At 53.7% G+C, this 12510-nt stretch carries 19 protein-coding genes; 17 read left to right on the forward strand and 2 right to left on the reverse strand.

Features of this window, described 5'->3' with window-relative positions:
* Positions 1-493: 493 nt before the first annotated feature.
* Together AAYN39_RS00900 and AAYN39_RS00905 are read left to right on the forward strand one after the other, a co-directional pair.
* A complete protein-coding gene (locus AAYN39_RS00900) occupies positions 494-1408 on the forward strand; it encodes a hypothetical protein (RefSeq protein WP_001146827.1) in 915 nt (304 codons plus the stop codon).
* Complete coding sequence (locus AAYN39_RS00905; RefSeq protein ID WP_000185757.1) at positions 1405-2145, forward strand: HIRAN domain-containing protein; 741 nt, start codon at positions 1405-1407, stop codon at positions 2143-2145. The genes AAYN39_RS00900 and AAYN39_RS00905 overlap by 4 nt, the downstream gene beginning before the upstream one ends.
* Before the next feature lie 34 nt (positions 2146-2179).
* Here the strand turns inward: AAYN39_RS00905 and AAYN39_RS00910 are convergent, their stop codons facing one another.
* Complete coding sequence (locus AAYN39_RS00910; RefSeq protein WP_000518064.1) at positions 2180-3217, reverse strand: phage portal protein; 1038 nt, start codon at positions 3215-3217, stop codon at positions 2180-2182.
* Positions 3217-4983, reverse strand: coding sequence for a terminase ATPase subunit family protein (locus AAYN39_RS00915; RefSeq protein ID WP_001098422.1), 1767 nt, complete (start codon positions 4981-4983; stop codon positions 3217-3219). Before AAYN39_RS00915 ends, AAYN39_RS00910 begins: the two co-directional genes overlap by 1 nt.
* Positions 4984-5125: 142 nt before the next feature.
* Between AAYN39_RS00915 and AAYN39_RS00920 the strand changes: the two genes are divergently transcribed.
* The 15 genes from AAYN39_RS00920 to AAYN39_RS00990 all read left to right on the forward strand — a co-directional run.
* Complete coding sequence (locus AAYN39_RS00920; protein ID WP_000216244.1) at positions 5126-5959, forward strand: GPO family capsid scaffolding protein; 834 nt, start codon at positions 5126-5128, stop codon at positions 5957-5959.
* A gap of 16 nt (positions 5960-5975) precedes the next feature.
* Entirely contained in the window at positions 5976-7034 is a 1059-nt protein-coding gene (locus tag AAYN39_RS00925; protein WP_000742518.1) for a phage major capsid protein, P2 family, read from the forward strand.
* Positions 7035-7037: 3 nt separating this feature from the next.
* Positions 7038-7688, forward strand: a complete 651-nt coding sequence (locus AAYN39_RS00930) for a terminase endonuclease subunit (RefSeq protein WP_000059191.1) — start codon at positions 7038-7040, stop codon at positions 7686-7688.
* Positions 7689-7783: 95 nt separating this feature from the next.
* Positions 7784-8248, forward strand: a complete 465-nt coding sequence (locus AAYN39_RS00935) for a head completion/stabilization protein (protein ID WP_000673504.1) — start codon at positions 7784-7786, stop codon at positions 8246-8248.
* Entirely contained in the window at positions 8248-8451 is a 204-nt protein-coding gene (locus AAYN39_RS00940) for a tail protein X (protein ID WP_000868175.1), read from the forward strand. Before AAYN39_RS00935 ends, AAYN39_RS00940 begins: the two co-directional genes overlap by 1 nt.
* Positions 8452-8454: 3 nt before the next feature.
* Positions 8455-8670 carry an HP1 family phage holin gene (locus tag AAYN39_RS00945; RefSeq protein ID WP_000171568.1) on the forward strand — a complete coding sequence of 72 codons (216 nt, stop codon included), beginning with the start codon at positions 8455-8457 and terminating at the stop codon, positions 8668-8670.
* Positions 8651-9163, forward strand: coding sequence for a lysozyme (locus AAYN39_RS00950; RefSeq protein ID WP_001069905.1), 513 nt, complete (start codon positions 8651-8653; stop codon positions 9161-9163). The genes AAYN39_RS00945 and AAYN39_RS00950 overlap by 20 nt, the downstream gene beginning before the upstream one ends.
* A gap of 1 nt (position 9164) precedes the next feature.
* Positions 9165-9542 (forward strand): DNZ54_00345 family protein, encoded by a 378-nt coding sequence (locus AAYN39_RS00955; RefSeq protein WP_000727853.1) that lies wholly within the window; start codon positions 9165-9167, stop codon positions 9540-9542.
* Positions 9539-9967, forward strand: a complete 429-nt coding sequence (gene lysB / locus AAYN39_RS00960) for an Rz-like lysis system protein LysB (protein ID WP_001080928.1) — start codon at positions 9539-9541, stop codon at positions 9965-9967. Before AAYN39_RS00955 ends, lysB begins: the two co-directional genes overlap by 4 nt.
* Entirely contained in the window at positions 9852-10100 is a 249-nt protein-coding gene (gene lysC, locus AAYN39_RS00965; protein WP_223229653.1) for an Rz1-like lysis system protein LysC, read from the forward strand. Before lysB ends, lysC begins: the two co-directional genes overlap by 116 nt.
* Positions 10063-10494 (forward strand): phage tail protein, encoded by a 432-nt coding sequence (locus AAYN39_RS00970; protein WP_001039939.1) that lies wholly within the window; start codon positions 10063-10065, stop codon positions 10492-10494. The genes lysC and AAYN39_RS00970 overlap by 38 nt, the downstream gene beginning before the upstream one ends.
* Positions 10487-10933 (forward strand): phage virion morphogenesis protein, encoded by a 447-nt coding sequence (locus tag AAYN39_RS00975; protein ID WP_000829146.1) that lies wholly within the window; start codon positions 10487-10489, stop codon positions 10931-10933. The genes AAYN39_RS00970 and AAYN39_RS00975 overlap by 8 nt, the downstream gene beginning before the upstream one ends.
* A 68-nt stretch (positions 10934-11001) precedes the next feature.
* On the forward strand, positions 11002-11580 hold the full coding sequence (locus AAYN39_RS00980) for a phage baseplate assembly protein V (protein WP_000993754.1): 579 nt from the start codon (positions 11002-11004) through the stop codon (positions 11578-11580).
* On the forward strand, positions 11577-11936 hold the full coding sequence (locus AAYN39_RS00985) for a GPW/gp25 family protein (protein ID WP_000177595.1): 360 nt from the start codon (positions 11577-11579) through the stop codon (positions 11934-11936). Before AAYN39_RS00980 ends, AAYN39_RS00985 begins: the two co-directional genes overlap by 4 nt.
* The coding region (locus AAYN39_RS00990) for a baseplate J/gp47 family protein (RefSeq protein ID WP_346253931.1) at positions 11923-12510 on the forward strand (588 nt) is incomplete at its 3' end. The genes AAYN39_RS00985 and AAYN39_RS00990, both read left to right, overlap by 14 nt.

A 12510-nucleotide genomic window follows, 5' to 3' on the forward strand; every position in this document is an offset into this window, starting at 1 on the left:
TTAGCCCTTGCTGGGTAAGGCGTGGGGCCGTTTTCTTCGCCTGATCCTGCTGTATCTGGCCTACAGTATGTTGCCCTTACGCGACATGCCACATGTCAGTAAACGGCAGGTGTAGCAGTATTAGACGCAGCTATTTAGTGTGTATTAAGCTGGCTCATATTTATGACTGGTTTCAAAGTTTGACCGATTTTCATGTCATGCATGTCTATGCTGCATGAGTTCGCATGATCGTTTGAGGATCGGTTTGGCTAAGACATGCCAGAACTGGCGGGCTTTTGCTCATGTCATGCAGGTGCATGAAAACCACTACATAAAGCGGGCAGGCGTGGCGGGGATACGAGCGCGCGCTAAGTCATATAAGAGTTATATATTGATTTGATTGCTGGACATGCATACAGTATCGCTCTATCATCTAATAAATCTTAGAGTATTTGACAATGTTTGGATAAAATGGAACCTAACTTATTCATAATCCGCTAAACAGGGATGTCAGATGCCATACCAATTGGTAGAGCTTAGCCCCGTAGCTAACGATCTTGAACAGTTAGGAACCAAAGAGAAGTTTTGGTTCTATTTCTCCGATGACACTGTAAATTTGCAGTTGTTTAAGTACTCTAGGCTAGGTACTGGCGAGCATTGGTCTGAAAAGTGTGCTGCTGAGTTATGTCATTTGCTTAACATTCCACATGCTAGCTATGATTTGGCGCGATACAATGGTCGATTCGGTGTGGTGACTCAGAATATCATTCCATCTGGTTTCCGGATGGTAATGGGAAATGAAGTGCTTCACAGTTCGACATTCGATTATCCTGGGCCTTTACAAGCCGGGGAAAAGCCGGTAAGGGTCAGAGAACACACTGTCACAAGGGTATTGGGTTGTTTAGATAGGGAATCTATCAAGCCTCCTCCGAGTGTATATGATCTAACCGGGCTAAATGCAGCAGATGTATTTTGTGGATTTTTGATGCTCGATGCACTTGTGAGTAATCAAGATCGCCATCATGAAAATTGGGCGATCATGCTTAACAATGAAACTGGTGAGCAGTTTTTGTGTCCAACATACGATCATGCCGCTAGTTTAGGAAGGGAGATGTTAGATGATGAGCGTAACGAACGGCTTAATACTAAAGATAAAAATCGACAAATCCCATGTTTTGTAAGAAAAGCTCGCTCTGAGCTATTCAAAGCAAAAACTGATAAAAAGCCCTTGCTGACCGTTGAAGCATTTCAACATGCAGTTGAAGGGAGAGTTGCCGCTCGCGACCATTGGTTAGGTAAGTTGAGCGTTTTAACAGAAGATTCCATTACAGATGTGTTTAACCAAGTGCCTTCATCGTGTATATCCGACAGTGCACGTAGATTTGCAACGTTAATGGTAATGGAAAATCGCAGAAGGTTACTAGAATGACTAATACAAACTCCGTTTACGTCGCATGGCAGGCACCAGATACCAGAGACTGGCATGTTGTTGGTAACTTGCAAGAGCGCAAATCGGGGTATGTTTTCAGGTATACCAAAGGTGCTCTTAAATCTACTAAATTTACAAAGTTTAGCGGCATGAGTGATGTTCGTGAAACTTATGTTTCGGAAGAATTGTTTCCTCTTTTTAAAAATCGCCTTTTATCACCGAGACGTCCAGAGTATCCGAGTTTCATTAAATGGCTTGGATTTGAAGAAGATAAGGTAAATCCTATCGATATTCTTGCTCGCTCGGGAGGCTTACGAAGCACTGATCAGCTGCAGATTTTCAAAAAAATTGATGTTGATTCTGATGGTAACTTTGAGCATTTTTTCTTCTTACATGGACTTGGTTACTTAAATAGCTTAGCTAATGCTCGTGTATCTGAATTGAAACCGGGGCAAATTTTGCGTCTTTGCTTGGATCTTCAAAATGAATACGATGGGGATGCTGTTGTCGTTCGTGCAGATAAACCAGCTGAAATCGTTGGTTACTGCCCTAGGTATTTAAGTAATGATATCAAGAAGATGTTATTGGATGATCCAAAATCAATCACTTTAACGGTCGAAAAGATTAGCGATGATGCTCCTCATAACTATCGGTTATTATGTAAATTATCAGGAGTACTAAGCCAAGCCTGTCAATCGACGCTGATTCCTCAGGATGAGTTTGAACCTATTGAGTAAATGAAGAAAAGCCACCAAACGGTGGCTTTTCTTATTATGGGACTATATCTAGCGAGTAGGTATTAAACTGTATCGCCTCCTTGCCAAGCCAATCATTCATCTCCTGTAATCGCTTTTGTAGTGGCATTAGCTCATTTCGGACGAATACACGGCTTGCCTTCTCCACATCCCCAAACCCCCCAACATTATTCGGCATAATCCCCATCATTTGCGGTGGCACACGATGCGCCGCCATCATGTCGTCCCGGCTTACGTTCTTGATGTTCAGAAACTCATCCTTTGCCGCCACTTCTGACAGCGGGATGATCTGAAGCCCGTCCTTTTTGCCGTTAGGCGAGTACATAAACAGGTTGCGGAAGTTGCCCGGACCTTTGGCGCTTTTCATCGCGTTGCGGAGGTTGTTCACATCCTCCTGGTTCTGAGCGGCATCGGTCATGTACATTATGAATCCTGCATGGCTGCCATTAATATAATATTTGCGTCGGAACAGCGTGGCGGACTCGTTGAGCAGGGCTGACGGAATGGCAGAAAGATAGCCGGGCAGGCCGTAGATCTCCTGGTTGATATCGGGTTCCATCAGATGAAAGATGCTGCCTTTCGTGAACTGATACGGCTGGGTTGTCATACCGTATTGCACAAACCAGTAGGTATCCAGGTCTAACCCGCGTCGGGTGTATTTTGCCAGAGCAGGCTCAAGGGCGATAATTTCACCGAACCGGTTCGTGCGTTTCTCCAGGTAGGCGTTACCAAATACCAGATAGTCCTGCACAAAACGTGAAAAAGCCTGCTGGCTGAGCAGCGGGTGAGGGATGTAGGTGCTGGTCAGAATGTTGCATTTCACCGCAATCGGTGAGCTATGATGCACGGCGGCGCGGAAGGTTCGCGCCAGTCCGTCGAAACTCACTGGTGGCTCATACCAGCGGTCCATCTGTACGCATTCCACATAGTCCAGTAATTCGCGGCGGTCCAGAACAGGAACGGGATCGCCGAAGCTGAATGCTTCGGCTGAAGTCTGGCTTTTATGCTGGATCTGATTCATCGCCGCTGCGCGGTTTTTCTTACGCTTTCCCATCAAAAAATCTCCACAATATTACTGGTATTGGCGGACTCGCCTTGCAGTGGTTCGTTAAACAGTGCGTGCATTGTTGCCCAGGCCAGATCGGCGTGGCTGGCTTCTTCGCTGCGGCTGGCTTCATAGGTCGGGCGGTTGCCACTGGCGGTGGTGGCGCGACGGATTGCCATAAATGACTGCGCTATGTCGGTGTGTCCGGCGTCAAACTCCAGACGGCGGTGGCTGATAATGTCGTAGGCCTTGAGTACCAGAGCGTTTTTAACGTTGGGGTTGTAGACAAACTCCCGGACGGCAGGAAAGAACGCTTTCACGTTCTCATAAACCCCGTGACCGACGCCTGTCGAGTCAATGCCGATATAGGTCACGTTGTACTGCTCGGTCAGTTTTTTGATTGCATCAGCCTGGGCGCGGAAGTCCATCCCGCGCCACTGGTGACGCTCAAGAATGCGAAACTTACCGCCTGGCACGGCTGGCGGTGCCACCACCACGCATCCGGCGCTGTCGCCGTTCTGCGTACCTTTTGCCGGGTCATAACCGATCCACACCTCGCGCCAGCCAAACGGGCGCAGGGCCAGTGCATGAAAGTCGGTCCAGACTTCCCAACTGTCCACCATGCACGCCTGCAGTTCGCTGAGCGGGAACACGGACGCGAGATCGTCCACGAACTCGCACATCAGCAGGTTCTGGTATTCGTCCGGGCTGTACTCCATGCGTAGCTGGTCGAGGTCGAACAGGTTACAGCCGCCGCGCACCGCATCTTCCACGGTGACTATCTGGCGGTATTGCCCGTCTGCGCACAGCAAGCCGGGGGCCAGATTGTTGTGGGACAGGTCGATGTCCACCTTATCGGCTTTGTTGCGCCCACGGTTAAACAGCGCACCGGACCAGAACGGATAAGCACTGTGTGTAAGGCTGGATGGCGTGGAAAAATAGGTTTGTCGCCATTTTTTGTGAATAGCCATACCGGAAGCCACTTTGCGCAGCTCCTGGAATTTCGGTATCCAGAAATATTCATCCAGATACAGGTTGCCGTGGTAACTCTGGGCCGTGCGGGCATTGGTGCCGAGGAAGTAAAGCGTGGCCCCGTTGGGAAGCACCATCGGATCGCCTTTCAGCTCCACCTCCACTTCTTTGGCGAAGTCGATGATGTACTGTTTAAAGACGTGGGCCTGTGCCTTACTGGCGGAAAGGAAAATCTGGTTACGTCCGGTAAGCAGGGCGTCAATCAGGGCTTCACGGGCAAAGTAAAAGGTCGCGCCGATCTGGCGTGACTTCAGCAGGTTGCGGATGCGGTTGGTTTTTCCGGCTTCCCACCAGTGGCGCTGGTAGTTGAACATGGAGGAATGGAAAATTTCTTCCAGCTTCTCAATCTGTTCATCGGTGAAAACGTTCTTTTCCGGCTGACGGCGTGGGCCTTTGTTGCGGTTGGCGACGTTAGGGTTTAAGTCGGCTTCGTTGCCGCCATTGTTAAACTTGCCGATCCGCGCGTGGCGTTCCGACTGGCGCGCCAGCAGGTCAATCTCTTTGAAATCTTTCCCTTCTTTGTGCTCCTTCATAATGAGCTGGCAGTAGCGTGCGGCGGTGGTGAGCTGCATCTGATCCAGCGGCCCATAGTCACCCCACTTGTCGCGTTTTTTCCAGCTGTGAACGGTTGCAACTTTCTCGCCCAGCATTTCAGCAATGCGGGCTACGCGGTATCCCTGAAAGTACAGCAGCATGGCCTGCCGACGGGGATCGAGATCTGCGGGTGTCAGTGTGGTGTTCATGGCACAAACCTACAGCCTTGAATGAAGGCTTTCCCCGCCTGCGGTTTGTGTGGTTGTCGGTACAAATACCGCGCATTGTTTCACTGCCCCCATCACCGCAACCATAAGGCTCCAGTAAGTTTTTTCTAACGGAGCACGGCTCATGACAGTGAAAGCAAAGCGTTTTCGCATCGGGGTGGAAGGTGCCACTACCGACGGACGCGAAATCCAGCGTGAATGGCTGGAACAGATGGCAGCCAGCTACAATCCGGCGGTGTATACCGCGCTGATTAACCTTGAGCACATCAAGTCTTATCTGCCGGACAGCACCTTTAACCGCTACGGCAAGGTGACGGCGCTGTTTGCTGAAGAAATCACGGAAGGTCCGCTGGCGGGCAAGATGGCACTGTATGCCGACGTTGAGCCAACGGAGTCCCTGGTGGAGCTGGTGAAAAAAGGCCAGAAATTATTCACCTCTATGGAAGTCAGCCCGAAGTTCGCTGATACGGGCAAAGCCTACCTGGTCGGCCTGGCTGCCACTGATGACCCTGCCAGTCTGGGCACTGAAATGCTGACATTCAGCGCCAGTGCAGCCCATAACCCGCTGGCAAACCGCAAGCAGAATCCCGCCAATCTCTTTACCGCCGCAGAGGAAACGGTGATCGAACTGGAAGAAATCCAGGAGGACAAGCTGTCCCTGTTTGCCCGCGTCACGGCACTGTTCACCAAAAAAGAGCAGTCCGACGATGCCCGGTTCTCTGATGTGCATAAGGCCGTGGAGTTGGTCGCCACTGAGCAGCAAAACCTGAGCGCACGCACCGAAAAATCCCTGTCTGAGCAGGAAGAACGTCTGTCTGAGCTGGAGACTGCCCTGCAGGCACAGCAGACAGCCTTTAACGAACTGGTGAATAAGCTGAGTCATGAAGACAGCCGCCAGGACTACCGCCAGCGTGCAACAGGCGGTAACGCCCCCGCTGACACTCTGACCAATTGCTGATGGAGCACAAAACCCGATGAAGAAGAATACCCGCTTTGCTTTTAACGCTTACCTGCAGCAGCTGGCGCGTCTGAACGGTGTTGCAGTTGAAGAACTGTCCAGCAAGTTCACCGTCGAACCGTCCGTGCAGCAGACGCTGGAAGACCAGATCCAGCAGTCCGCCGCTTTCCTGACACTGATTAACGTCACGCCAGTGACTGAGCAGTCCGGTCAGTTGCTGGGGCTGGGTGTTGGCAGCACCATTGCCGGAACCACTGATACCACCGCGAAAGAGCGTGAACCTGTCGATCCGACGCTGATGGTCGATGTGGAATATAAATGCGAGCAGACTAACTTTGACACGGTGCTGACCTACGCGAAGCTGGACCTGTGGGCGAAGTTTCAGGATTTCCAGGTGCGTATCCGTGACGCCATCGTGAAACGTCAGGCACTGGACCGCATCATGATCGGCTTTAACGGCGTGAAGCGTGCGAAAACCTCCAACCGTAGCGAAAACCCGCTGCTGCAGGATGTGAATAAAGGCTGGCTGCAGAAAATCCGTGAGGATGCACCGGATCACGTCATGGGCAGCACCACCACGGGCGGTGAAACTACACCGGGTGCGGTGAAAGTCGGGAAAGGTGGCGAATATGCCAACCTAGACGCCGTAGTGATGGATGCCGTCAATGAGCTTATCGACGTGGTTTACCAGGACGATGACGATCTGGTGGTTATTTGCGGGCGTGAACTGCTGTCTGACAAGTATTTCCCGCTGGTCAACAAAGAGCAGGAAAACAGTGAAAAACTGGCTGCCGATATGATCATCAGTCAGAAACGCATGGGTGGCCTGCAGGCCGTGCGTGCGCCGTTCTTCCCGCCGAATGCGCTGCTAATCACCCGTCTGGATAACCTGTCCATCTACTGGCAGGAAGGCACCCGCCGCCGTTCAGTTATCGACAACCCGAAACGTGACCGGATTGAAAACTTTGAATCCGTTAACGAAGCCTATGTGGTTGAGGACTACCGCTGCGCCGCACTGGTGGAAAACATCCAGATTGGCGATTTCAGCGCCGCTGCAGCAGAAGCCGGAGCGTAACCTATGAGCCTGAGTCCCGCACGGCAGCATCGCCTGCGCGTTCAGGCTGAACAGGCCGCCCGCGAGGGCGGCAGCGTTCGCCACGCATCTGGCTATGACCTGATGCTGCTGCAACTGGCGGAAGACCGCCGCCGTCTCAAGGGCGTTCAGTCCACGGTCAAAAAAGCGGAAATAAAGGTGGAGCTGCTGCCGAAATATGCCGCCTGGGCGGAGGGCGTCCTGGCTGCCGGAGGCGCTCAACAGGATGACGTGCTGATGTACGTGATGCTGTGGCGCATTGATGCCGGAGATTATGCCGGGGCGCTGGAGATCGGGCGTCATGCCCTGCGTCATGGCTGGGTGATGCCGCTGGGTAACCGCAATGTGCAGACCGTGCTGGCAGAGGAAATGGCAGATGCAGCGCAGAGCGCAATGCTTGCCGCCACCGGCTTTGATGCCGATCTGTTGCTGCAGACGCTGGAGCTGACAGACGGTCTGGATATGCCGGACCAGTCACGGGCGCGTCTGCATAAAGCGATTGGCGCTGTTCTGAGTGAAAGCAATCCGGCTTCCGCCCTTAATCATCTCAACCATGCGTTACAGCTCGATCCCCGCTGTGGCGTGAAAAAAGACAAACAGCAGCTGGAGCGCAGACTGCGCAATGACAGCCGCTGACAGAACGTGCCCCCGCGCACGGGCGGCACGGGGTGGCGAAAGGCACTGCCACATCAAAACCCCGTCCACCGCCCTTTATTTCAGGAGAAAGCAGCATGAAGTTTGTTGCGCCAGAACAGGCACCGGAACAGGCGGAAATCATCAGAAATACGCCGTTCTGGCCTGATGTGGACCTGTCGGAGTTTCGCAGCATGATGCGCACTGATGGCACGGTGACGCAGCCGCGTTTAAAGCAGGTTGCGCTGTCGGCAATTTCGGAGGTCAACGCAGAGCTGTATGAGTTTCGCAGACGCCAGCAGATGCTGGGGTATGCCTCGCTGGCAGAAGTCCCGGCGGAACAACTGGACGGCAAAAGCGAGCGCATTCAGCACTATTTCAACGCGGTTTACTGCTGGGCACGCGCCATGCTCAACGAACGTTACCAGGACTATGACGCCACGGCATCCGGTGTGAAGCGGGGCGAAGAACTGGCAGAAGCCAGCGGTGATTTGTGGCGTGACGCCCGCTGGGCCATCAGCCGGGTGCAGGATGCGCCGCACTGCACAGTGGAGCTTATCTGATGAAAGTGCGTGCGCATCAGTATGACACGGTGGACGCGCTTTGCTGGCGTCATTACGGGCGCACGCAGGGTGTCACGGAGCAGGTACTGAAGGCAAATCCGGGGCTTGCCGAATACGGCCCCTTTTTACCTCACGGGCTGCAGGTGGAGCTGCCGGACATTCCGACCACCACCACCGTGCAGACCGTCCAGCTATGGGACTGAATTATGACGCTTGAGCGAATCAGCGCCTTTATCACGTATTGCATCGCCGTCGTGCTGGCCTGGCTGGGCGATTTGTCCATCAAGGATGCCTCAACGCTGGGCGGCCTGATGATTGGTGTGCTGATGCTGGCTATCAACTGGTACTACAAACACAAAGCCTACCAGCTTCTGCGCGACGGGCAGATCTCGCGGGAGGACTATGAATCCATCAATCGTTAAACGCTGCCTTGTCGGGGCCGTGCTGGCTATTGCTGCCACGCTGCCGGGTTTTCAGCAGCTTCACACCTCCGTGGAGGGGCTGAAACTGATTGCCGATTACGAAGGTTGTCGTCTGCAGCCGTATCAGTGCAGCGCGGGTGTCTGGACCGACGGCATTGGTAATACGTCAGGCGTCATTCCCGGCAAAACCATTACGGAGCGACAGGCAGCAGAAGGGCTGATCTCCAACGTGCTGCGTGTGGAGCGGGCGCTGGAAAGGTGTGTGAAGCAACAGCCGCCGCAGAAGGTGTATGACGCTGCGGTGTCGTTTGCCTTCAACGTGGGAACGGGCAATGCCTGCAGTTCCACACTGGTGAAATTACTCAATCAGCGGCGCTGGGCGGATGCGTGCCGACAGTTGCCGCGCTGGGTTTATGTGAAAGGTGTTTTTAATCAGGGGCTGGATAACCGCCGTGCGCGGGAGATGGCCTGGTGCTTACAGGGAGCAAACTGAAATGAAAAAGAAATTAATCAGCGGACTGTTTCTGATGTTATGGATGGCGCTGTTAATCGCAGCAATGGTGTATCCGCAGGGGATTTTTCCGGTACTGGCAGCGTCCGGCGTTTGGGTAGCCTGTTTGCTGACATGGGCGGTAATTCCGGTAGCACTGGCTGCGTTAATTAAGAATGGCCCGCTCTGGCAGGAGTTAAGGGCATCTTTGCTGAAGACAATTACCCGAAAAGAAAACGTATTTACCAGTTGGGTGATGCGATTGCTGATTGTTGTAAGTCTCGCCTGGACGGGGTGGGCTATTACCCTGGTCTTTTATCTACTGACCGTTATTGCCTTCTGGATCACCCGTAATCAGATGGCGCAACAGGTAGCAGCATGAACCGGTTGCTGCTGGTTGTGCTGGCGTTATTACTGGCGGCGCTGGGCTGGCAGACGTGGCGGCTGGCTGATGCCAGCCAGACCATCAGCACGCAGGCAGACGAGCTGCAGAGCAAAAGCCAGGCACTGGCAAAGAGCAACAGCCAGCTTATCAGCCTGTCCATTCTGACTGAAACCAATAACCGGGAGCAGGCGCGGCTCTATGCCGAAGCAGAACAGACCAGCGCACAGCTGAGACAACGACAACGCCGGATCGAGGAACTGAAACGTGAGAACGAGGATTTACGCCACTGGGCTGATACTCCTTTGCCTGCTGACATTATCCGGCTGCGGGAACGTCCGGCACTCACCGGAGGTGCAGCTTACCGTCAGTGGTTGTCCGCGAGTGACGCCGTGTCGGCTGGAGCAGGCAGCACCGCGCACTAACGGTGATCTGAATGCGTTGCTGGATGAAACGGAGGCCGCCTGGGCGGTCTGTGCAGACAAAGTGGACATGATTATTGCGTGTCAGGAGCGAAACAGTGAACAAACCACAATCCCTGCGCCACGCCCTCAATAAAGCGGTGCCTTATGTCCGCAATAACCCGGACAAACTGCATCTGTTTGTGGATAACGGTTCGCTGGTTGCCACGGGGGCCAGCTCCATGTCATGGGAGTACCGCTATACCCTGAACGTGGTGATAGAGGATTTCAGCGGCGACCAGAATCTGCTGATGGCCCCGGTTTTACTGTGGCTTCGGGATAACCAGCCCGATGCCATCAATAACCCGGCGTTACGGGAAAAGCTATTCACCTTTGATGTGGATATTTTGCGCAACGATGTCTGTGATATCAGCCTTAATCTGCAACTGACGGAACGTGTGCTGGTCAGCACTGACGGCAGTGTGTCGAGCGTTGAAGCTGTAGCAGAACCCGATGAACCTGAAGAAATGTGGACGGTGAAACGTGGCTGAACTGCAGAAGGTGGACGACTGGCTGAGTGCCTTGCTGGCGAATCTGGAACCAGCCACGAGAAGCCGCATGATGCGCCAGCTGGCGCAGGAACTGCGCCGGACACAGCAGCAGAATATCAGGATGCAGCGCAATCCAGATGGCAGCAGTTATGAACCGCGCAGGGTAACAGCACGCAGCAAGAAAGGGCGCATCAAACGTCAGATGTTTGCAAAGCTGCGCACCACAAAATACCTGAAAACTGCCGCCAGCGCCGACTCTGCCAGTGTACAGTTTGAAGGCAAGGTGCAGCGTATTGCCCGTGTTCACCATTACGGCCTGCGTGATCGCGTCAGTCGCAAAGGACCGGAGGTCCGTTACGCAGAGCGTCGCCTGCTGGGTGTAAATGATGATGTTGAGGCAATGACCCGCGACATGATTCTGCAATGGCTGGCGGGGTGATCTTTGTATCAGCACTGATACAAGTTGCAGCACTGCCGCCTTTCTTCCCCTGATGGCAACCTTTCCCTATGAACGCACAATTAACCGAAATCATGCGCCTTATCACCAATCTGATCCGCACTGGTGTAGTCACCGAAGTGGACCGGGAACACTGGCTTTGTCGGGTGAAAACGGGCGACCTTGAAACCAACTGGATTAACTGGCTGACGCTGCGCGCGGGTAATGCCCGCACATGGTGGAAACCATCGGAAGGTGAGCAGGTGGTGCTACTGAGTCTGGGCGGCAATCTGGAAACTGCCTTTGCGCTGCCCGCTGTCTATTCGAATCAGTTCGCACCACCGTCGACGTCGGCAGACGCCTGCGTGACAGAACATCCTGACGGTGGCTGGTTTGAATACGAACCCGCCACCGGGCGCTGGTATGTCAGGGGCATCAAATCAATGGTCATTGAGGCCGCTGACAACATCACCATGAAAACCAGTGAGTTTGTACTGGAGGCTGACCGCACGCGCATTAACAGCGAAGTGGTGATCAATGGTGGCGTTACCCAGGGCGGCGGAGCGATGAGTTCTAACGGGATCGTGGTTGATGCGCATCAGCATACTGGCGTCCTGAAAGGCGGCGATACAACCGGAGGCCCGGTATGACGCTTTATAGCGGGATGAACAATACCAGCGGCAAAGTCATTACTGATATTGACCATCTGCGCCAGTCGGTGCGGGACATTCTGCTGACGCCGCAGGGTAGCCGCATTGCTCGTCGTGAATATGGTTCCCTGCTGTCGTCGCTAATAGACCAGCCACAAAATCCGGCATTACGCCTGCAGGTCATGTCGGCAGTGTATGTGGCGCTGAGTCGCTGGGAGCCACGGCTGACGCTGGATTCCATCACCATCAACAGCCATTTTGACGGTTCAATGGTGGTGGAGCTGACCGGGCGGCGTAATAACGGTGTACCTGTTTCCCTTTCCGTATCAACAGGAGCAGAGAATGGCAGTGATTGACCTTTCGCAGTTGCCTGCGCCGCAGATTGTGGATGTGCCGGACTTTGATACGTTGCTTGCCGAACGCAAGGCAGAATTTGTGGCGCTTCATCCGAAAGATGAGCAGGAAGCAGTGAGCCGCACACTGGAACTGGAATCTGAACCCGTCACCAAATTGTTGCAGGAGAACGCTTATCGTGAGTTGCTTCTGCGCCAGCGCATTAACGAAGCCGCGCAGGCGGTGATGGCGGCTTATGCCATAGGGAGCGATCTGGACCAGCTCGCTGCCAATTACAACGTGAAACGCCTGACGGTGACGCCTGCTGATAATGACGCTGTGCCGCCCGTCGCGGCTGTGATGGAAAGTGATGAAGCGTTACGCCTGCGTGTGCCTGCGGCTTTTGAAGGGCTTTCGGTTGCGGGGCCAACTGCCGCTTATGAATTTCATGCCCGAAGCGCCGACGGTCGGGTGGCGGATGCCAGTGCAACCAGTCCGGCACCTGCAGAGGTGGTGCTGACTGTCCTGAGCCGCGAAGGCGATGGAACAGCAGAAAAAGACCTGCTGGACGTGGTGGAAAAAGCTCTGAACAGTGAG

The organism is Salmonella sp. K21076 (genome assembly GCF_039650795.1).
GTDB classification, from domain to species: domain Bacteria; phylum Pseudomonadota; class Gammaproteobacteria; order Enterobacterales; family Enterobacteriaceae; genus Salmonella; species Salmonella enterica.

Excerpts from the sequence above, each read along its gene's own strand:
- AAYN39_RS00900 (WP_001146827.1), top strand. The coding sequence starts at position 494 with ATGCCATACCAATTGGTAGAGCTTAGCCCCGTAGCTAACGATCTTGAA.
- AAYN39_RS00905 (WP_000185757.1), top strand. The coding sequence starts at position 1,405 with ATGACTAATACAAACTCCGTTTACGTCGCATGGCAGGCACCAGATACC.
- AAYN39_RS00910 (WP_000518064.1), bottom strand. The coding sequence starts at position 3,217 with ATGGGAAAGCGTAAGAAAAACCGCGCAGCGGCGATGAATCAGATCCAG.
- AAYN39_RS00915 (WP_001098422.1), bottom strand. The coding sequence starts at position 4,983 with ATGAACACCACACTGACACCCGCAGATCTCGATCCCCGTCGGCAGGCC.
- AAYN39_RS00920 (WP_000216244.1), top strand. The coding sequence starts at position 5,126 with ATGACAGTGAAAGCAAAGCGTTTTCGCATCGGGGTGGAAGGTGCCACT.
- AAYN39_RS00925 (WP_000742518.1), top strand. The coding sequence starts at position 5,976 with ATGAAGAAGAATACCCGCTTTGCTTTTAACGCTTACCTGCAGCAGCTG.
- AAYN39_RS00930 (WP_000059191.1), top strand. The coding sequence starts at position 7,038 with ATGAGCCTGAGTCCCGCACGGCAGCATCGCCTGCGCGTTCAGGCTGAA.
- AAYN39_RS00935 (WP_000673504.1), top strand. The coding sequence starts at position 7,784 with ATGAAGTTTGTTGCGCCAGAACAGGCACCGGAACAGGCGGAAATCATC.
- AAYN39_RS00940 (WP_000868175.1), top strand. The coding sequence starts at position 8,248 with ATGAAAGTGCGTGCGCATCAGTATGACACGGTGGACGCGCTTTGCTGG.
- AAYN39_RS00945 (WP_000171568.1), top strand. The coding sequence starts at position 8,455 with ATGACGCTTGAGCGAATCAGCGCCTTTATCACGTATTGCATCGCCGTC.
- AAYN39_RS00950 (WP_001069905.1), top strand. The coding sequence starts at position 8,651 with ATGAATCCATCAATCGTTAAACGCTGCCTTGTCGGGGCCGTGCTGGCT.
- AAYN39_RS00955 (WP_000727853.1), top strand. The coding sequence starts at position 9,165 with ATGAAAAAGAAATTAATCAGCGGACTGTTTCTGATGTTATGGATGGCG.
- lysB (WP_001080928.1), top strand. The coding sequence starts at position 9,539 with ATGAACCGGTTGCTGCTGGTTGTGCTGGCGTTATTACTGGCGGCGCTG.
- AAYN39_RS00980 (WP_000993754.1), top strand. The coding sequence starts at position 11,002 with ATGAACGCACAATTAACCGAAATCATGCGCCTTATCACCAATCTGATC.
- AAYN39_RS00985 (WP_000177595.1), top strand. The coding sequence starts at position 11,577 with ATGACGCTTTATAGCGGGATGAACAATACCAGCGGCAAAGTCATTACT.